We start from the raw sequence: 18513 nt of genomic DNA, 5'->3' as shown, positions 1-18513 counted from the left end.
TGCCGTAGAGGCTATGTGCACGAGTACGGCGTACGCCCGCGCATTTACGTGCAACCCCCTGCAACGACAGGCCGTTTGGGCGAGTCCCGTTACGATCGCCGTATGCGCCGGAACGTGCTGATCGACGCCCCCTCCAACCTGGGACTGCGGCCCCCCGCCCCTGGTGCGGTGCCCGGTTGCTACAAGCTCGCCGGAGCGCTGCGGGAGCAGGGACTGCTGCGGCGGCTCGGCGCCCTGGAGGGCGGGGTGGTGGTGCCGCCCCGTTATGGCCTGGGGGAGTGGCGCGAAGGAGACGGGGACTTCCACGCCCCGGCGATCGCCGCGTACAGCGCGCGGCTCGCCCGGCGGGTCCAGGGTCATGTCCGCGATGGGGACTTCCCGATCGTCCTCGGTGGTGACTGCAGCATCCTGCTCGGGGCGGTGCTCGCGCTGCGGCGGCTGGGCCGGTACGGCGTGGCCTATCTGGACGGGCACGGCGACTTCCGGCATCCGGGGAACACCGAAGTCACCGGCCCCGTAGGTGCCGCGGCCGGCGAGGGCGTCGCGCAGATCACCGGGCGCGGGCAGGCCGACCTGACGGACATCGAGGGCCTGCGCCCGTATGTCCGTGACGAAGACGTGAGCATCCTGGGGGTCCGCGAGGCGGACGAGGACCAGGAGGAGTTGGCGCGGCTGGGCGTCAGCTGCACCAACGTCGGCGAGATCCGGCGACGCGGTCCGGAAGCGGTCGCGCGGACGGCGCTCGGGCATCTCCAGAACTCCCCGCTGGACGGCTTCTGGATCCATCTGGACGCCGATGTGCTGGACCCCTCCGTGATGCCGGCGGTGGACAGCCCCGACCCCGATGGCCTGCTCACCGGCGAACTGCGGGCGCTGCTGGCCCCGTTGGCGGCCTCCCCGCGCTGCGCGGGGATCACGGTGGCGATCTACGACCCGGACCGGGACCCCGACGGATCCGGAGCGGTGCTGCTGGCCGACCTCCTTGAGGGCGTTTTTGCGCAACCCTGACCCCACGGGGCCGAGGGGCCCTGGTCAGACGGCCGATCACGTTGTTCCATGGTCAACAGGGGGCCGCCGCAGCCGAGGGGGCCCGGCCGGATCTTGCGAGGCAGCCGTGGCCACGAGCGTGCGACGCACCACCCTGACCCTTCCCATGGCCGCCATCGGCCCCGACAACCCGCTGCCCGCGCTGCACGACGCGGGCGACGTGCACCAGGTGGAGATCCCCTCGGACGCCGCCCTGCCGGCCGACATGGCGCGGCAACTCGGCTACCGGCCACTGCGGTCGATCCTGCCCACCCGTAGGCGCGACGGCTACGGCCGGGAGCGCCCCGACACCGCAATCGATGCGCTGGTCATCGAGAACGACCGGCTGCGCGCCACCGTCCTGCCCGGTCTCGGCGGCCGGATCCACTCCCTCCACCACAAGCCCACCGGTCGTGAACTGCTCTACCGCAACCCGGTGGTGCAGCCTGCCGCCTTCGCCCTCAACGGCGCGTGGTTCTCCGGCGGCATCGAATGGAACATCGGCGCCACCGGGCACACCACCCTCTCGTGCGCCCCTCTGCACGCCGCCCGGGTCCCGGCCCCCGACGGCGGCCAGATGCTCCGGCTGTGGGAGTGGGAGCGGCTGCGCGACCTGCCGTTCCAGGTGGACCTGTGGCTGCCGGACGGCTCGGACTTCCTCTACGTGGGCGTGCGCATCCGCAATCCGCACCACCACACCGTCCCGGTGTACTGGTGGTCCAACACCGCCGTCCCCGAGGACGAGCACACCCGCGTACTGGCCCCGGCCGAGAACGCCTGGCACTTCGGATACCAGCGCACGCTGCGGCACGTCCCGGTGCCGGATTCCGACGGCGCCGACCGGACGTACCCGTTGCGCAGCGAGTTCCCCGCCGACTACTTCTACGACCTGCCCGACGGCGCCCGCCCCTGGATCGCCTCCCTCGACCGCGAGGGCCGCGGTCTGGTGCAGACCTCCACGGACGCCCTGCCCGGCCGCAAGCTCTTCCTGTGGGGCGCCGGGCGGGCCGGACGGCGCTGGCAACGCTGGCTCACCGAGCCCGGCACCGGCGGCTACGCGGAGATCCAGGCGGGCCTGGCCCGCACCCAGTTGGAACACGTCCCGCTGGAGGCCGAGGGGGAGTTCTCCTGGCTGGAGGCGTACGGGCCGCTGGCCGCCGACCCCGCGGCGGTGCACGGCACCGACTGGGCGGCGGCGCGCGGCGCCGTGGAGGCCCAGTTGGCCGCTGAGCTGCCCCGGGCCCGGGTCGAGGACGCGTACGCCGCCTGGCTCCCGTACGCCGACCAGGAACCGAAGGAGCACCTGGCGACCGGCTCCGGCTGGGGCGCCCTCGAAGTGGCCCGCGAGGGACGGGACTTCCCGGGCACGCCGTTCGACGCGGCCACCCTGGGCGACGAGCAGCAGCCCTGGCTGACGCTGCTGAGGACGGGGGACCTGCCGGCGGCGGGCCCGGTCCCCGGGTCGGCGCCGGTCTCCCCGGCCTGGCGCGATCTCCTGGAGGCCGCGCATCCGGGACCGGTGGCCGAGTACCACCTCGGGCTCGCCCAATGGCACGCCGGGGACCGGGCGCAGGCCGTGCGCAGTTGGGAGCGCGCGCTGGCGCACGGCGCCGGATGCCTGCCGCTGTACTGCCTGGCCGTCGCCGAGTCCATCGGGGGCGGGACCGCGCACGCCGCCGATCGGTTCGCGGAGGGTTTCGCCTGCGCCGTGCGGTCGGCCTCGTCCGACGATCCGGCGACCGCACGGGCCTGGCGGGAGGTCCTGCCCGCCTTCGTCCGGGAGGCGGTTCCCGCGCTGCTGGCGGCCGATCGGGCCGAGGAGGCCGCGGAGATGCTGGCGGCGCTGCGGCCGGCCGAGCGCGCGGGCGGCCGCTTCCGCCTGCTGGCGGCGCAGGTCCTGCTCGCTCAGGGACGGCCGCGGGAGGCCCGCGAGATCTTCGATGAGGGCTTCGATATTGCCGATCTCCGGGAGGGCGACGAGACGCTGAGCGACACCTGGTACGCCATCGCCGAACGGCTGGTGGCGGGGGACGGCCCGATCAGCGAGGCGGGGGCCGCACGGGCCCGCGCGGAGCATCCGCTGCCGGAGCGCTACGAGTTCCGGATGCGGCCGACGGAGACGGAGTAGCTCGCGCGGCGCGGGCCGGTCGGGGCGGTGCCCCGCTCGGAACGGGCCGCGGGTGATTGGCATATGCCAGTTCGCAATGATCCGCGAGGCGCGGAATCCTCGCGGATCGTTACGCGTTGTGACGGTCATGAAGGCAATCACCGCGAACAGTTACGGCGGACCCGAGGTCCTCACCTACTCCGAGCAGCCCGATCCCAAGCTCGCGCCCGACTCGGTACTGATCCGGGTGAAGGCCGCCGGCGTCAATCCGGTCGACTGGAAGATCGTCGCGGGCGGTCTGGACGGCATCATGCACATCCACTTCCCGCTCATCCCCGGCTGGGACGTGGCAGGGGTGGTCGAGGCGGTCGGCCTCGACGCCACCGAGTACGCGGTCGGCGACGAAGTCATCGGCTACGTCCGCAAGGACGAGGTGCAGCACGGCACGTTCGCCGAGCTGGTCGCCGCGCCAGTGCGCACCCTGGCCCGCAAGCCCGACGCGCTCAGCTGGCACCAGGCCGCCGGCCTGCCGCTGGCCGGCTTGACGGCCTATCAGTGCCTCAAGCGGGCCCGGGTGAAGGCGGGCGATGTGGTGCTGGTGCACGCCGCCGCCGGCGGGGTCGGTTCACTGGCCGTCCAGATCGCGGTTGCCGAGGGTGCCCGCGTGATCGGCACGGCCAGCGAGCGCAATCATGAGTTCCTGCGCTCCCTGGACGCCGAGCCGGTGACCTACGGTGACGGACTGGCGGACCGGGTGCGGGCCCTGGTGCCCGAAGGCATCGATGTCGCCCTGGACTTCGTCGGGGGCGGGGCCGTGGAGGTCTCGCAGGAGCTGCTGAAGGATCGCAGCCGGGTGGTGTCGGTCGCCGACACGGAAGTCCGGGCGAAAGGCGGCCACATGGTGTGGGTCAGACCGGACGCCGCCGATCTGGCCGCGCTGGGCATCCTCGCGGACGCGGGCAAGCTCACCGTGTCGGTCGACACGGTGCTTCCTCTCCGAGAAGCCGCGGAGGCGTTCCGCCTCAACATGGCGGGTCGGACCCGAGGCAAGATCATTCTGGAGGCGTGAGCCGGAGTTCACCCAAGGGGACGCGCGAGGCGCGACGAAGTGTGAGGGGTGGCGGCCTGGCGTAACTCCCGTGCTGGAGCTGGGTGTTCAGACATCCGGCATAGGGGAGTTGTCAGGCGCGGCCCGTCCACGCCTCGCGGTGCGGGCGCGCGGGCGGTCGGCGCGCCGGCGGAGATCGTGTCCAAGAGGGGAGGCGTATCCGGGACGGCCGACGTCGCTTCACTTACCGCACCCCAGCCGAACGTGGCGGTCGTTGAGGGGCAGAAGTGAAGCGACCCGTGTGGTCCGACCCGTCTCAGGTGATCTGGATGCGGTCGACGTACTCGAAGATCGATCCGTCGGGGTGGCGGGCGACCAGATTCCGGCCGATGGGGGTGGTCAGCGGACCGGCGATGAGGTCCGCGCCGACCGCCGTGAGGTCGTTCACCGCCTCGTCGACGTTCTTGACGGCGATGGTCGCGGTGATCTTCCGCAGTACCGACAACTCCGCCTCGGGACCGCTCATCAGGAAGAAGCACCCGACCGCCGCGACCGCCACCCCGCCGCGCTGGAAACGGATCGCCTCGGCGCCGGTCAGTCGTTCATAGACCGTGACCGCGGCGTCGAGATCGCTGACACATACCCGAAGTGAGGTCCCCAGAATGTCCATATGAAACAGCCTAGTTGGGCTCCCAGCGGCTACGCGAACCCTGATGGCGATGTGACGGCGATGTGGTCGTGCCGTGGAGGCAGACCGGCGGAAGTGCCGTGAATCGGCAGGCATGCTGACGTTGCATCACACGCGACAGAGGACCTCGCCGTGCAGCATGGAGAACCAGCCGTCCTCCTGGGCGCCCCACTCCCGCCAGGCCGCGGCGATGCGGGTCAGTTCGTCGGCGGTGGCGTGCCCGCCGTCGACCGCGATCTCGGCGTAGGAGGAGGCGACCGTGCGGTCCGCCCACAGTTCGGACCACCAGGTCCGCTCCTCGGGAGTCTGGTAACACCAGGTGCCTGCCGTCGCGGTGATGCTCTCCTGCGGGAAGCCGGCCCGGCGCGCCCAGGCGTGCAGTCGGCGTCCGGCGTCGGGTTCCCCGCCGTTGGCGCGGGCCACCCTGCGGTACAGGTCCAGCCAGTCGGCCATGCCCTCGACCTCCGGATACCAGGTCATGGTGGCGTAGTCCGCATCGCGGACGGCGACGATGCCGCCGGGCTTCGTCACGCGGCGCATCTCCCGCAGTGCCTGTACGGGATCGCCCACGTGTTGCAGGACTTGATGGGCGTGGGTCACGCAGAAGGTGTTGTCGGGGAAGTCCAGCGCATGGACGTCGCCGACCGTGAAGCGGATGTTCTCCACCCCGCGGGCGGCGGCCGTGGCGCGGGCCTGGTCGAGGACGGCGGGGGCGTGTTCCAGGCCGGTGACCTGGCCGTCCGGCACCAGGGCCGCCAGGTCGGCGGTGATGGTGCCGGGACCGCAGCCGATGTCCAGGATCTGCATATGGGGCAGTAGTGAACCCAGCAGATATCCGGCGGAGTTGGCGGCGGTGCGCCAGCTGTGCGAGCGCAGTACGGACTCGTGGTGGCCGTGGGTGTAGACGGCGGATTCCTGCGGCATGGATCGGCTCCTTCACGGACATCGGGGTGACCGCACGAGGCCATGACGTACCGAGGCCGGGTGCGGATGCCCTGCGGCGTGGTGCACTCACAGCGTATGTCGATGTCTCGCATTGCGAGAGATGCGTCTTGCTATGTGGGCGGGGTGAGGGTGGCGGGCAGGTGGGTGGGGCGGGAAGGGCGGGGTCGGCTGACGGGAGTTGAGGGGGCGTCGCAGGCGGGTTTCGGAATTCGGGTCGCCGGCGTCCGGACTGTGTGATCTCCTGCGCGGATGCGGATGCGGATGCGGGCCCGAGGGGAGATAGCGGCCCCTGGGGGAGGAGGGCCGGGGTGCTGGCGGCATTAGGGAGACAGGAGAGGCGAGGCGCGATGCGCGAGCTAGGAACGGGCGGGCAAGGGGCGTTGGTGAGCGGGGAGTGGAGAGATGGGGGAGGGGCGGCGGAGCAGGTGTCAGGGGTGATCAGGGGGCGGGTGGATGGCGACCTCGGTGCCTGTGCGGCGGTGCTCGCCGAGGTGCACACGCACAGCGGCTATCCCCACCACTGGCCCGAGGAGTCGGCGCGATGGCTCACACCTGACGGGCTGTCCGCCGCATGGGTCGCGGAAGCGGACGGAGCGGTGCTCGGGCATGCCGCCTTGTGCGGGCGGGAGGTCAGCCGGCTCTATGTCTCGCCCCGGGCACGCGGTCGCGGCCTCGGTGCGCGCCTGCTGGCGGCCGTCGAGACGGAGGCGGCGGTCCGCGGGCTGCGGCTGGTTCTGGAGGTGAAGACCTCGGATGCGTCGGCCGTCGCACTGTACGAGCGTCGAGGCTGGGTGCGGTGCGGCACCGAGCGACAGGTGTGGGGCGAGGGCGAGGCGGCCGAAGAGGTGGCGGTGCATCGGTACGAGGCGCCGTCGGTGCGCCGGGAGGCAGGCGCGTAGCCGGGGCGCGGGGCGTCGAGCGCGTGCCGGGCGTGGAGTGTGCGCCGGGCGCCGTCGCGCGGGGCGATGGCGTGCGCACCTGTAGGTGCGTCCGCTGGCGAACCCGTTCGGGCACGTCCGGGATCTCGTCAGTCGGGTTCAGTCGGGTTCGGTCGTGGCGGTCCCGTTGGCCTCGGGGTGGAGCGGTCACCCTCCGGTGACGTGTCGTCCGCCGTCGCCTCCCCGGTGATCTGCGAAGGTGGTCGGGGCCGTTCATCAGGTGATGGGCCCACGATCGACCGGCCGCCGTGGAGTGGAGGTACGGATGGAGCGGACCGCCCCGGATCCGCAGCGGGAGCCGGTTCCGGCCCCGCCCGTGGGGCTGCCGGTCCTCCCTGAGCTCGCCGCGCATCTCGCCGCCGCTGCCGGCCGCGCCGCCCCCGAACCCCCCGGCGGTTCCCTGCCGCTGCGCACCGCCGCCTGCGGCTACTGGGAGCGCCGCGGCCTGTTCACCGCCGCCGACCGGGTGCTCGCCGGCCCCGGTCTGCCCGCCCTGCTGCTCGCCCTCTACGCCGCAGCCGATGGCGCGGTGCTGCTCCCGCGGCCCTGTTCCCCGTGGTACGCGCCGCCCGCCCGGTTGCTCGGGCGGCCGGTCCACATGGCGCCGGTGCCGGTCGAGTCGGGTGGGGTGCCGGACCCGTTCGCGCTGCTGGAGACCGTGCGGCGGGCCCGGATGCACGGCGACACCCCGCGCGTCCTGGTCCTGTCGGTCGCCGACGACCCGACCGGCACCTGTCCGCCCCCGGAGCAGCTGCACGAGGTGTGCGAGGCGGCGGCCGAGGAGGGACTGTGGGTCATCAGCGACGAGTCGCGCCGGGATCTGCTGCACGATCCGCACGACACCGTGGTGCTCAGCCCCGCCGAGATGCTGCCCGGTGAGGTCGTGGTGCTGACCGATCTGCGGGCCGCCCTGCTGCCCGCCTCCTGGCCCGCGGCCCTGGCCCGTTTTCCGGGCACCCGGCGGGGCGCCGTCCTACGGGACGCGGCGCTGCACACGCTCGCCGAGCTGCCCGCCGTGCTCCCGGGGCCGCTGGCCTGCGCGGTGACCCATGCGCTCGGTGAGTCCGACGCCGTACGGGAGCGGACCGCGGCCGCCGCCCGGGTGTACGGGGCGCTCACCGGTGCGCTGCACGGCGTGCTCACCGAGGCCGGTGCGCTGTGCCGTCCGCCGCATGCGGGCAGCTCCCTCTACGCCGACTTCGAAGCATTGGGCCGTCCGCTTGCCGCCCGCGGCATTGCCGGATCGGCCGACCTGGAGAGGGAGTTGGCGCCATGGACGGCCCGTGGCGGGCACCGTTTCGAGGACGACCCGGACGCGCTGCGGGTGCGGTTGGGGGCGGATGCCCTGCTCGGCGTCGACATGGAGGTGCGGCGACGGGTACTGGACGCGGCGGATCCCCTGCAACTGCCGCATGTGCGGGCGGGGTTGAGGGGGCTGGAGAGGAAGTTGTTCGAACTGGGCGGTGCGTCGGGCAGCGATGCCGGCCGGTGGGGAGCGGAGGCGGAAGACGGGCCCTCGGCGAGGGTCGAGGACGGGGCCGGGGGCGGCGCAGGCGGGGGCCGGGGGCAGCGTGGGGGTTCGTGCGTGGAGGGGGGCGAGGACAGCTGAGTGGCCGGGTGCAGGGATGTCGAGGCAGCGGTGGCCGAGGGGGCGGTGACCGGGGGAGTGGTGTCGTGGGCGGAGGGGCGGCACCGGTGCTGCGCCGGCCCGTCCGGTCGTCGCCGCCGGTGGCCCGTGCCCGCCGTGCCATCTGTGTCCGACTCCGTGTGAGGTCCCGTCTCTCCCTTCCGCTTCGATCCCCCTCCCCGCCCCTTCTCCGCTTCCGCCAAGACCCGCCCGCCTCGCGATTCCGGTTCCGCCCGGCCAGCGAATGGAGCCCCTGGATGACCGAACAGACCGAGCGCGCTCTTGCCGGGCGCTCCCTCGACGAACCGTCCCGCACCAAGCCGTCCCCCGCCCAGCCGTCCCCCGCCGAGCCGCGCCCGGACGGCGACGGCCATGAGGGCGGCCGCAAGGAGGGCCGCGGAGGCGGCCGCGGGGACGGCGACGGGGACGCGGGAGACGACGGCAGCCAGGACGGCCGTGGTGTCGTCACGGCCGTGACGACCGATGACCGCAACGCCGTTATCGCGGAGACGGGTCGCGGCGGCCGCACCGCGACCGCCGCGCTTCCGGACACCGCCCCGCCCCCGCCCCCGCTCGCCGAGCCGCGCCCCCTGGCGGAGCCGCGCACCTGGCCCCGTGACTTCACCGACCGGCTGACCGCGCCGCTGCCCGGCGTCCGCGCGCTGGCCCGGATCGCGCGGGAGGGCAAGCTCCGCCCGGCGCCCGAGTCGCTTCAGCAGATCCAGCAACTCCCCTTCGAACCCGGATCGTTGCCGGACGCCGGCCCCTCGACCATCGCGTTGACCTGGGTGGGGCACGCCAGTTGGGTCGTCCGGATCGGTGGACTGACCGTCCTCACCGACCCGGTCTGGTCCCGCAGGATCCTCGGTACGCCGGCCCGGGTCACCCCCGTCGGGGTCCGCTGGGAGGACCTGCCGCCGGTGGACGCCGTCGTCATCAGCCACAACCACTACGACCACCTGGATGCGCCGACGCTGAAGAGGCTGCCGCGCGACACCCCGTTGCTGCTTCCCGCGGGGCTGGCGCCCTGGGCCCGTCGGCGCGGGTTCACGCAGGTCACCGACCTGGACTGGTGGGAGGCGGTGGAGCTGCCGGGGACCGGCGGCCCGGTGCGGTTCGACTTCGTGCCCGCGCACCACTGGAGCAAGCGGACCCTGATCGACACCTGTCGGTCCCTGTGGGGCGGGTGGATGCTCACCGCCCCCGACGGACGGCGGATCCACTTCGCGGGAGACACCGGCTACGGCCACTGGTTCGAGGAGATCGGCCGCCGCTACCGGGACATCGACCTGACGCTGCTGCCCATCGGGGCGTACGACCCGCGCTGGATGCTGCGCCCGGTGCACACCGACCCGGAGGAGGCCGTCCGGGCCTGCCAGGACCTGGGCGCGCGGGCGCTGGCGCCGATGCACTGGTCGACGTTCCTGCTCTCCGCCGAACCGCCGCTGGAGCCGCTGCACCGGATCCGGGCCGCCTGGGCGGCCACCGGGCGCCCGCGGTCGGACCTGTGGGACCTTGCGGTGGGGGCGTCCCGGGTGCTGGAGGGGAGCTGACCGCGCGTCACGGAGTGCGGCTCCCCGTCAGGTCCGCTCGTGCGCCGTCCGCCCCTCGTCGTCCCCGGCCGGGGACGGGCGGAGGCGGCGCCAGACGGCCGGGGCGGCGCCGAAGAGGACCGTGAGTCCGATCGCCGCGGCCACACCCTGCCAGGGCTCGCGGAAGAGCGAGCCGCCGAGCAGGCCGAGCAGTTGGTACGTCGCCGCCCAGGCCAGGCAGGCCGGGAGGTCGCCGCGGAGGAACCGGCGGGGCGGCATCTCGGCGAGCAGGCAGGCCAGCATCACCGGGATCCGGCCGGCCGGCACCAGCCGGGAGAGCACCAGCACCAGGACGCCGTGTTCCCGCAGCCGCTGCTGCGCCTGCGCCAGGCGCTCCGGTGCGGCGCGGTCCCGCAGACGGGCCAGCCAGCGCGAGCCGTTGCGGGAGTGCAGGCCGCGGCGGCCGAGCCAGTACAGGCCCGCGTCCCCGAGGAAGGCGGCGCAGGACGCGACCACGAAGACGAAGAGCAGGGCGAGCGGGGAGCTGTGGTGGAAGGCGACCGCGGCGGCCGAGCTGACCGCCGCGCCCGTGGGGACGACGGGCACCAGTGAGCCCAGCACCACCAGCAGGAACAGCGAGGGGTAGCCGACGGCCTGCTGGGTGGATTCCGGCGGGGTGTGGGCGAGCATGTGGTGCAGGCCGTCGGCCAGCACCGATCCGGTCAGCGGTGTCCCGGCCGGCGATGTCGTCGTGGCCGTCAGCGGGGTGCTGCCGACCAGGGGCGCGGCGGCCAGGGCGGTGGCGACGGGGGTCATCGGGTCGTCCTCGGGCGGACCGACTCGCCGTGGCCGAGGCGGTGGACGGTCACCTTCGGCGCGATCAGCGCGGCCTGCCGCTCGAATTCCTGGCCGGGCGCGTGGAACTCGTGCGGCCGGACGGCGTCCAGGCCGATCGGCCAGTACGTGCCGTAGTGGATCGGAACGGCGCTGCACGGCGCCAGTCGGGCCGCCGCCTCTGCTGCCCGGCGGGCGTCCAGGTGGCCGTGGCCGAGGAACGGCCCCCAGCCGCCCACCGGCAGCAGCGCCACCTCGCACGGCCCGACCTCGTCCGGAAGCTCGGGGAAGAGTCCGGTGTCGCCGGCGAAGTAGGTGCGGGCCGTGCCGTGGAGGACGTAGCCGAGGGCGGGGACGCGGTGCGGGCCGTAGGGGAGCCGGCGGCCGTCGTGCGCCGCCCGCACCGCGCGGACCGTCAGGGCGGGGGTGGCCGGGCCGAGGCGGCACTCCTCGCCCGGCCGCAGTTCGGTGAGCGGGAGGCCGCGGGCCGCGGCGACCCGGCGCAGGGCCGGTACGGCGGCCGGTGCGCCGCGCGGCACGATCAGCCGGGTCCCGGGGGCGAGCCGGGCCAGCGAGGCGGGGTGCAGATGGTCGGCGTGCAGATGGGAGATCAGGACCGCGTCGGCGCGGGCCGCCTCGGGCGGCGGCAGCGCGCCGCGGCGGCGCCGCAGGTGGGCGAGCCGGGCCACGAACAGCGGGTCGGTCAGCACCCGCACGCCCGCGTCCTGGACCGTCACCGTGGCATGTCCCCACCAGGTGATCTCCACCGACATGCTGCCTCCGCCTTGTGGTCAAGTGGTGCCGTGCGCCGCCCGGTTGGCCACTGGTCCCGGCCGGGCCCCTCGGTCTGCCTCTGCCGTCCGATCCTCTCCCATCCGTCGGGAAGTCCGGTGCCGGGGCCCGTCCCGTGCCGCCTTTCCGGGGCGCACCGCCTGAGGGGCCACTGCCCACCGCCCGCCTTGTGACACCCGGCGGCTTTGATGACACGCTTGGCCGGAATGCCCGCCCGGCCGGTGCGGTGGGCCGGAGCGCAGAGGACGGGACGGCGTGCGGACCCCGCGGTGGAAGGCGCTCGGTGGCGCGCTCCTGAGGGTGCTGGCCGTCTGGGCGGCCTCCACTTTGACCCTGCTCGTGCTGGCCGTCGTGCTGCCCGACTTCCGGCTCCAGGCCGGGGGCGGGCAGAGCCTGACCCGTACCGCCGTCGCCGCCGCGCTGGGCGCCGGCGCGTTCGGCCTGCTCAGCGCGCTGGTGTGGCCGCTGCTGGTGCGGGCGTTGCTGCTGGTGCCGGCGCTGGTGCTCGGGTTGTTGGTGTTCTTCCTCAACGGTTCGCTGCTGCTGGTGGCGCTGGACCTGATAGCGGACGGGGGCGGGCGGACCAGCACGGAGACCGCGATGATCGTCGCCGCCGCGATGTCGGCTGCGTCCTCGGCGACCTCCACCTTCCTGGCGGTGCGCAACGACGAGGCGTACCGGCGCCGGCTGGTACGGCTGGCCGGCCGGCAGGGCAGGCGGGCCGCCGCCGGCCGCGGGCCGGGCACGCCCGGGACGCTCTTCCTCCAGCTCGACGGGGTCGGCCATGACGTCCTCCAAGAGGCGACCGCCGGCGAGCGGCCGCTGATGGCGACCGTCGCCCGGTGGCTGCGCACCAGCCACCGGCTCACCGAGTGGCGCACCGACTGGTCCAGCCAGACCGGCGCCAGCCAGCTCGCGATCCTGCACGGCAGCAACGAGGACCTGCCCGCGTTCCGGTGGTACGAGAAGGAGACCGGCGGCCTCGTCGTCAGCAACCGGCCCAGCAGCGCCGCGGAACTCCAGCGCCGGGCCGTCGCCCGCACCGGCGACGCCGGGCTGCTCGCCCGGGACGGCGCCAGCCGCGGCAACCTCTTCAGCGGCGGCGCCGACCAGGTCGCCCTGGTGATGTCGGTGGCCGCCCGGAGGGACCGGAACAACCGCTCCCGGGCCGGCTACTTCGCCTACTTCTCCGACCCGGCCAACGCCACCCGCACCGCGGTCTCCTTTGCCGCCGAGGTCCTCCGCGAGATCGGGCAGGGGCTGCGCAGCCGCTGCCGCCGCGAGCGCCCGCGGGTCAAGCGCGGCGGGCTGTACCCGGTCATCCGGGCCTTCGCCACCGTCGTCGAACGCGATGTGGTGGTCGCGGCCGTCGTCGGCGACATGCTGGCCGGGCGCACCGCGGTCTACGCCGACCTGGTCGCCTACGACGAGGTGGCCCACCACTCCGGGCCCGGGCACCGCGACACCCACCAGGTGCTGCGCCGCCTGGACCGGAGCCTCGCGCTGATCGCCGAGGCCGCCCGGCACGCGCCCCGCCCGTACCGGATCGTGCTGCTCTCCGACCACGGCCAGAGCCCCGGCGCGACCTTCCGGGACCGCTACGGGCTGACCCTGGGCGACCTGGTGCGCGCCGGGTGCGGGCTGCCGGTGCGAGGACGGGCCGGCCGCACCCCCAGCGGCGCCGAAGCGCGGGAGGCGGCGCGGGCGGCGCTGGGCCGGCCCGAGGGGACCGGGGACGGGGACCGGCGCGGGGCGCAGCCCGTGGTCCTGGCCTCCGGCAACCTCGGCCTGGTCTCCTTCCCGGATGTCCCCGGCCGGATCACCCGGGAGGAACTGGACCGCCGCCACCCGGCGCTGCTCGCCACGCTCGCCGGCCACCCGGGCATCGGCTTCGTGCTCGTCCGCTCGGCCGCGCACGGCGCGGTGGTGCTGGGCCCGGGCGGCGGCGAGCACCATCTGGACACCGGGCGGGTCGTCGGCGCCGACCCGTTGGCGCCCTTCGGCCCCGGCGCGGCCGACGCGGTCCGCCGCACCGACCGCTTCCCGCACGTCGCCGACCTGATGGTCAACTCCGCCTGCGATCCGGCGACCGGCGCGGTGCACGCCTTCGAGGAGCAGATCGGCTCGCACGGCGGCCTGGGCGGCCCGCAGAGCCGGCCGTTCCTGCTGTGGCCCGCGGACCTGACCCCGCCGGTCCCGGACGGGTCGCTGCTGACCGGCGCCGAAGGGGTCCACCAGGTGCTGCGCCGCTGGTTGCGGGAGGCGCAGGAGGTGCGAGCGGTCGTCGGCGCGGGCGCCGAGGAGGCCGGCCGGCCGTCCGGGCCGTTCGAAGAGGAGGCGGACGACCTGCGGCGATAGACCGGATCACCGGAAGGTTTTTCTCGTCACAGCTGCCCCAGGCGGGACAAAAACCGGTGATTTTGCCGGGGCCCTCCGGTCACCGAACATGGCGTGGCCCGGCAATCCCGGGTGCACAGCGCACGACGAGAGGCCCACCACGCCATGAACGACCGGCATACCCGCCGCTTCGGGTTGGGAACCGCTACCGCCCTGGTGATCGGGAACATCATCGGCGGCGGGATCTTCCTGCTGCCGGCCTCGGTCGCCCCGTTCGGCACCATCAGCCTGGTCGCCTTCGGCGTCCTCACCCTGGGCGCGCTCTGCCTCGCCCTGGTCTTCGGCCGGCTCGCGAGCCGCCATCCGGACACCGGCGGGCCCTATATCTACGCGCGTGAGGCGTTCGGCGACTTCGCCGGCTTCCTCTCGGCCTGGTCGTACTGGACGATGTCCTGGGTCAGCAACGCCGCGCTGGCGGTGGCCGCCGTCGGCTATGTGCACGTGCTCTTCCCCGGCCATGAGTCGCTGGGCACCGACCTCCTCGTGGCGCTGGCCGCGCTGTGGCTGCCGGCCCTGGCCAACTTCGCGGGCAGCCGGTACGTCGGCGCGGTCCAACTGGTCTCCGCGGTCCTGAAGTTCGTGCCGCTGCTGCTCATCGCCGTCGCCGGGCTGTTCTTCTTCGACCCGAAGAACATCGGGGCGTTCCACGCGGGCAGCGGCAGCATGCTGGGCGGGCTGTCCGCGTCCGCGGCGATGCTCCTCTACAGCTACCTGGGCGTGGAGTCGGCCACGATGAGCGCCGGCGAGGTCCGCAACCCCGAGCGCAACGTCGGCCGGGCCACCGTCCTCGGCACCATCGGCGCCGCCGTCGTCTACCTGTTGGGCACCCTCTCGGTCTTCGGCACCGTCCCGCACGACAAGCTGGTCCACTCCAAGGCGCCGTTCTCGGACGCGGTGAACGCGATGTTCGGCGGCCACTGGGGCGGTGCGGTCATCGCGGCCGCCGCGGTGATCTCCATCCTCGGCGCGCTCAACGGGTGGACGCTGATGAGCGCTCAGTCACCGTACGCCGCGGCCAAGGACGGCCTCTTCCCGGCCGTGTTCCTCAAGAAGCGGCGCGGGGTGCCCACCTTCGGCGTGCTGGCCGCCGCGGTGCTGGCCTCCGCCCTCACGGTGAACAACTACCTCGGCGGCGGCAGCGGCGGCGTCTTCGAGACCCTGGTGCTCATCACGACCTTCTCGGCCACCGTCCCCTACCTCCTCGCGGCCGCCGCGCAGATCTACTTCCTGCTCACCGACCGCCGCGACCGGGTCCGTCCCGGCCGCCTGGCCCGCGACCTGACCATCGCCCTGGCGGCCTTCGGCTTCACCTTCTGGCTGGTGGCCGGCGCCGGCTACCAGGCGATCTACCAGGGCGTGCTGTTCCTCTTCGCCGGGATCCTGGTGTACGCGCTGCTGGCGGCCCGCCGGTCGGGCCGCGGGCGCCGCTCGGAGGCCGCGACCGAGGCGGCGACCGAGGCCGCGGACGCCCCGGCGGAGCCGGTCGTCGCGACCACCGGGCCGGCGGCGAACTAGCCTTCCTGGCCGCTCACCCGCCCCCTGCCCCTGGCCGCACCGCTGCGACCAGGGGCATTACCTTGCACGTAATCGACCCTCGCGCCCCGCTCCGGCAGAGTCGGGGCATCGGTTCACGGGCCGGCGCACTCCGGTCCGTGGGCCGGTGCCGACGTCCCGTCGGGCGCCGGTCGGCCGGAACCGGGTTTCGACCCGAGCCGGAGCCGTACCGGACGTCACGACGGACACCAACGCAGACACGAGGAGATCGAGATGTCGCAGCAGACGCAGCAGGGCACCGGCGGGCGGGCCATCGACCACGCGGCCGCCGTCGAGCGGTACTTCGCGGCGTGGAACGCCACCGACGAGGGCGAGCGGGCCAAGGCCGTCGCCGCGGCGTTCGAGGAGGGGGCCACCTACACCGACCCGCTGGTCGAGGTCGCCGGCCACGACGGGCTCGCGGCGGCGATCGCCGGGGCGCACCAGCAGTTCCCGGGTTTTGTGTTCCGGCCGCTGGGCGCGGGGGACGGTCACCACGACATCGCGCGGTTCGGCTGGGAGCTGGTCGCGCCGGACGGGTCGGCGCCGGTCGCCGGATTCGACGTGGTGCGGCTGGCCGAGGACGGCCGGATCCGCGTGGTGCTCGGCTTCCTGGACCGCGTCCCGGCGGTGTGAGCCGCCCTCACTCCGCCATCTTCCGCAGGTACGCGGCCGTTTCGGGGTCGGCAGGCAGGAACGCCTCCAGCGCCAGCTCCGAAACGGTCACGTCCATCGGGGTGTTGAAGGTGGCGATGGTGGAGAGGAAGGACAGCGTCGTGCCGCGGTGCTCGATCACCAGCGGCAGCGCGAACGGCGGGTGCTCGCCCTGGGCGGCGGACATCCGCCCGCCGTCCGGCAGGGGATAGGCGCTGATCTCGTCGTACAGCGCGCGTAGCGGAGCGGACCGCATCAGCGCCAACTGCCGGTCCAGTTGGGAGAAGAGGTGCTCCCGCCACTCCAGGAAGTTGCGGATGCGCAGGGCCATACCGCGCGGGTGGAGCGTGATCCGCATGGCGTTCATCGGCGGCCGGAGCAGTTCCGGATCGACGCCGTCCATGAGGATCTCCATGCCGCGGTTGGCCGCCTGGACGTGGTACATCCCGTCGCACACCAGGGCCGGGTACGGCTCGTAGCCGGCCAGCAGCTGCTCCATGCCGGTCCGGAGCGCGGACATCGACGGATCGTCCAAGGGGGTCTCCGGGAAGTCGGGGGCGTAACCGGCCGCGATCAGCAGGGCGTTGCGCTCCCGGACCGGGACGTCGAGGTGTTCGGCCAGTCGCAGCACCATCTCCTGGCTGGGGCGGGCGCGGCCGGTCTCGATGAAGCTGATGTGGCGGGCGGAGGAGTCGGCGCGCAGCGCCAGTTCCAGCTGGCTGATCCGGCGCCGGTCGCGCCATTCCCGCAGCAGGGTGCCCACTCCCGTGGTTCCCGGTGTGGAGACCGTGGCAGTCGTCATGACGGGGACGGTAGCCGAACGGAAGGTGTTACTTGCGGTAACTTCGAGGATCGGGGTGGGCGGGCGGCCCCTGGCGCGCACCGATGGCCCTGTGCGCCCACCTCCGGCGGACGCGGAACCGCGGCAGGCGTGACAGGCTGGAACCGCCGCCCCCACGGCGGCGACCAGTACCCCGGCGGGAGGCGAGCGTCATGAGCGCACAGGTGGAACCACTCGGCGACCCGGAGATCCAGGACCGCCTCCTGGACCTCCCCGACTGGACCGTCGACGACAACCAACTGCACCGCGGCTACCGCTTCGACCGGCACTTCCAGGCCGCCGCGATGGTCATCCACATCGCCCAGATCCAGGAGGAGTTGGGCCACCACGCCGATCTGACCCTGGGCTACAACCGACTGGTCGTCGCGATCACCACCCACAGCATCGGCGGACGGATCAGCTACCTCGACTTCGGGCTGGCCCGCCGCATCGAGGAGATCGCCGCCGGGCACGGCGCCCGCTGACCGGCCGCCCCGTCAGCTCGGGCCGCGCGGCCGGACCACCCGCCCGGCGCGCGCCAGCTCCACGTTGAACTGCGCGCCGGACAGCAGCGACAGGTTCGAGAACCACAGCCAGATCAGGAACACCACCGACCCGGCCAGCGACCCGTACAGCCGGTTGAAGGTGCCCACGTACGAGGCGTAGAACGTGAAGCCCGCCGACGACACCAACCAGAGCAGCACCGCCAGGACGCCCCCGGGGCCGGCCCGCCGCACCCCGCGGGAGCTCGGCGGACCGGACCGGAACAGCACCATCGCGAGCACCGTCGCCAGTGCCAGCAGCAGCGGCCACTGCACCACGTTCCACAGCGTCTCGCTCGTCTCGCCGAACCCCGACGCCCGGCCCACCGCGGTCGCGATCGGCCCGCTCACCAGCAGCGCCACCGCACTGCTGATCAGCAGCGCCATCAGCAGCAGCGCGGTCACCAGGATCCGCGGCGCCTTCCGCCACGGCGGCCGGTCGTCCTTCGTCCGGTGCATGGCGTGCAGCGCCCGCCGGAACACCGCCAGATAACTGCACGACGACCACAGCGCGCTGACCGCGGCGCCGCCCACCACCACCCAGGCGGCGGTCCGCTGCTGCGCCATCACCACCAGCGCGTGCCGCACCGTCGCGCCCGACTCGGCCGGGGCGATCGAGCTCAGCCGGTTGATCAACTGCTCGGTGCCGGCCGGATCGGCGAGCCCGATCAGCGAGATGGTGACGATCGCCGACGGCAGCAGCGCCAGCACCGCGTAGTACGTCAGGCTCGCCGCATAGTCCGTCAGATCGCCGTGCCAGACCGACAGCGGGGTGCGGCGCAGCGCCGTGCGGTACCGCTTCCAGGCCGGCCGGCGGGCCGGACGCGCCGGCCCGGTCCGCGCCGGCGCCTCGGGCGGCGCGGTCTCAGCCTCCATGCCGGACCCCCGCCGTCCCGGCCCACCGCCGCGCGAGGTCCCGCATACCGCTCCCGCCCATGTCGTTTCCGTCCTGTGTGCCGTACTGGTCCGGCATCGTCCCGGGCCGGGGTCCGGCCGTCAAACTCCCGCCGTCCGGCGGACGGAGGGACGC

16 protein-coding genes are annotated in these 18513 nt (G+C 73.8%); 10 read left to right on the top strand and 6 right to left on the bottom strand.

Annotated features, from left to right (window positions below):
• Positions 1-102: 102 nt before the first annotated feature.
• The 3 genes from ACIQE0_RS31770 to ACIQE0_RS31760 all read left to right on the top strand — a co-directional run bounded on the left by ACIQE0_RS31770 (position 103) and on the right by ACIQE0_RS31760 (position 4202).
• A complete protein-coding gene (locus ACIQE0_RS31770; RefSeq protein ID WP_402338710.1) occupies positions 103-1008 on the top strand; it encodes an arginase family protein in 906 nt (301 codons plus the stop codon).
• Between the two features lie 106 nt (positions 1009-1114).
• Positions 1115-3154, top strand: a complete 2040-nt coding sequence (locus ACIQE0_RS31765) for a DUF5107 domain-containing protein (protein ID WP_402338709.1) — start codon at positions 1115-1117, stop codon at positions 3152-3154.
• Between the two features lie 127 nt (positions 3155-3281).
• Complete coding sequence (locus ACIQE0_RS31760; protein WP_402338708.1) at positions 3282-4202, top strand: NADP-dependent oxidoreductase; 921 nt, start codon at positions 3282-3284, stop codon at positions 4200-4202.
• 295 nt (positions 4203-4497) lie between these two features.
• Here ACIQE0_RS31760 and ACIQE0_RS31755 read toward each other — a convergent pair whose 3' ends face one another.
• Both ACIQE0_RS31755 and ACIQE0_RS31750 read right to left on the bottom strand, forming a co-directional pair.
• Positions 4498-4851 (bottom strand): VOC family protein, encoded by a 354-nt coding sequence (locus ACIQE0_RS31755; protein ID WP_384094340.1) that lies wholly within the window; start codon positions 4849-4851, stop codon positions 4498-4500.
• Between the two features lie 126 nt (positions 4852-4977).
• Positions 4978-5793 carry a class I SAM-dependent methyltransferase gene (locus ACIQE0_RS31750; RefSeq protein WP_402338707.1) on the bottom strand — a complete coding sequence of 272 codons (816 nt, stop codon included), beginning with the start codon at positions 5791-5793 and terminating at the stop codon, positions 4978-4980.
• Positions 5794-6263: 470 nt separating this feature from the next.
• On the opposite strand from ACIQE0_RS31750, the gene ACIQE0_RS31745 reads away from it, so the two are divergent.
• From ACIQE0_RS31745 to ACIQE0_RS31735, 3 genes are all read left to right on the top strand, one after another.
• The gene (locus ACIQE0_RS31745) at positions 6264-6713 is read left to right on the top strand and encodes a GNAT family N-acetyltransferase (RefSeq protein ID WP_402338706.1); all 450 of its coding nucleotides are present in this window, start codon (positions 6264-6266) and stop codon (positions 6711-6713) included.
• 304 nt (positions 6714-7017) lie between these two features.
• Positions 7018-8361 (top strand): aminotransferase class I/II-fold pyridoxal phosphate-dependent enzyme, encoded by a 1344-nt coding sequence (locus tag ACIQE0_RS31740; protein ID WP_402338705.1) that lies wholly within the window; start codon positions 7018-7020, stop codon positions 8359-8361.
• A 275-nt stretch (positions 8362-8636) separates the two neighbouring features.
• Entirely contained in the window at positions 8637-9932 is a 1296-nt protein-coding gene (locus tag ACIQE0_RS31735; protein ID WP_402338704.1) for an MBL fold metallo-hydrolase, read from the top strand.
• Positions 9933-9959: 27 nt separating this feature from the next.
• Here the strand turns inward: ACIQE0_RS31735 and ACIQE0_RS31730 are convergent, their stop codons facing one another.
• Both ACIQE0_RS31730 and ACIQE0_RS31725 read right to left on the bottom strand, forming a co-directional pair.
• Positions 9960-10601 carry a VTT domain-containing protein gene (locus tag ACIQE0_RS31730; protein ID WP_366333237.1) on the bottom strand — a complete coding sequence of 214 codons (642 nt, stop codon included), beginning with the start codon at positions 10599-10601 and terminating at the stop codon, positions 9960-9962.
• 122 nt (positions 10602-10723) lie between these two features.
• Positions 10724-11518 (bottom strand): MBL fold metallo-hydrolase, encoded by a 795-nt coding sequence (locus ACIQE0_RS31725; protein WP_366333170.1) that lies wholly within the window; start codon positions 11516-11518, stop codon positions 10724-10726.
• A gap of 274 nt (positions 11519-11792) precedes the next feature.
• Here ACIQE0_RS31725 and ACIQE0_RS31720 point away from each other — a divergent pair, with 274 nt between their 5' ends.
• The 3 genes from ACIQE0_RS31720 to ACIQE0_RS31710 all read left to right on the top strand — a co-directional run bounded on the left by ACIQE0_RS31720 (position 11793) and on the right by ACIQE0_RS31710 (position 16103).
• Positions 11793-13895 (top strand): phage holin family protein, encoded by a 2103-nt coding sequence (locus ACIQE0_RS31720; protein WP_366333172.1) that lies wholly within the window; start codon positions 11793-11795, stop codon positions 13893-13895.
• A gap of 144 nt (positions 13896-14039) precedes the next feature.
• Entirely contained in the window at positions 14040-15449 is a 1410-nt protein-coding gene (locus ACIQE0_RS31715; RefSeq protein ID WP_402338703.1) for an amino acid permease, read from the top strand.
• Positions 15450-15701: 252 nt separating this feature from the next.
• Positions 15702-16103, top strand: coding sequence for a nuclear transport factor 2 family protein (locus ACIQE0_RS31710; RefSeq protein ID WP_402338702.1), 402 nt, complete (start codon positions 15702-15704; stop codon positions 16101-16103).
• Between the two features lie 7 nt (positions 16104-16110).
• Here the strand turns inward: ACIQE0_RS31710 and ACIQE0_RS31705 are convergent, their stop codons facing one another.
• A complete protein-coding gene (locus ACIQE0_RS31705) occupies positions 16111-16923 on the bottom strand; it encodes a helix-turn-helix domain-containing protein (protein ID WP_402338701.1) in 813 nt (270 codons plus the stop codon).
• A 191-nt stretch (positions 16924-17114) separates the two neighbouring features.
• Between ACIQE0_RS31705 and ACIQE0_RS31700 the strand changes: the two genes are divergently transcribed.
• Entirely contained in the window at positions 17115-17426 is a 312-nt protein-coding gene (locus tag ACIQE0_RS31700; protein WP_366333180.1) for a 4a-hydroxytetrahydrobiopterin dehydratase, read from the top strand.
• A gap of 12 nt (positions 17427-17438) precedes the next feature.
• Here ACIQE0_RS31700 and ACIQE0_RS31695 read toward each other — a convergent pair whose 3' ends face one another.
• Entirely contained in the window at positions 17439-18359 is a 921-nt protein-coding gene (locus ACIQE0_RS31695) for a YihY/virulence factor BrkB family protein (protein WP_402338700.1), read from the bottom strand.
• Positions 18360-18513: the final 154 nt, after the last annotated feature.

The sequence above is a fragment of the Streptomyces sp. NPDC093097 genome, from assembly GCF_044754325.1.
Taxonomy (GTDB): domain Bacteria; phylum Actinomycetota; class Actinomycetes; order Streptomycetales; family Streptomycetaceae; genus Streptomyces.
This window is presented reverse-complemented; position numbering and strand designations above follow the sequence as displayed.

Coding starts and splice junctions, on each gene's coding strand:
- ACIQE0_RS31710 (WP_402338702.1), top strand. CDS start 15,702: ATGTCGCAGCAGACGCAGCAGGGCACCGGCGGGCGGGCCATCGACCAC.
- ACIQE0_RS31725 (WP_366333170.1), bottom strand. CDS start 11,518: ATGTCGGTGGAGATCACCTGGTGGGGACATGCCACGGTGACGGTCCAG.
- ACIQE0_RS31715 (WP_402338703.1), top strand. CDS start 14,040: ATGAACGACCGGCATACCCGCCGCTTCGGGTTGGGAACCGCTACCGCC.
- ACIQE0_RS31740 (WP_402338705.1), top strand. CDS start 7,018: ATGGAGCGGACCGCCCCGGATCCGCAGCGGGAGCCGGTTCCGGCCCCG.
- ACIQE0_RS31695 (WP_402338700.1), bottom strand. CDS start 18,359: ATGGAGGCTGAGACCGCGCCGCCCGAGGCGCCGGCGCGGACCGGGCCG.
- ACIQE0_RS31750 (WP_402338707.1), bottom strand. CDS start 5,793: ATGCCGCAGGAATCCGCCGTCTACACCCACGGCCACCACGAGTCCGTA.
- ACIQE0_RS31705 (WP_402338701.1), bottom strand. CDS start 16,923: ATGACGACTGCCACGGTCTCCACACCGGGAACCACGGGAGTGGGCACC.
- ACIQE0_RS31735 (WP_402338704.1), top strand. CDS start 8,637: ATGACCGAACAGACCGAGCGCGCTCTTGCCGGGCGCTCCCTCGACGAA.
- ACIQE0_RS31730 (WP_366333237.1), bottom strand. CDS start 10,601: ATGCTCGCCCACACCCCGCCGGAATCCACCCAGCAGGCCGTCGGCTAC.
- ACIQE0_RS31700 (WP_366333180.1), top strand. CDS start 17,115: ATGAGCGCACAGGTGGAACCACTCGGCGACCCGGAGATCCAGGACCGC.
- ACIQE0_RS31770 (WP_402338710.1), top strand. CDS start 103: ATGCGCCGGAACGTGCTGATCGACGCCCCCTCCAACCTGGGACTGCGG.
- ACIQE0_RS31755 (WP_384094340.1), bottom strand. CDS start 4,851: ATGGACATTCTGGGGACCTCACTTCGGGTATGTGTCAGCGATCTCGAC.
- ACIQE0_RS31760 (WP_402338708.1), top strand. CDS start 3,282: ATGAAGGCAATCACCGCGAACAGTTACGGCGGACCCGAGGTCCTCACC.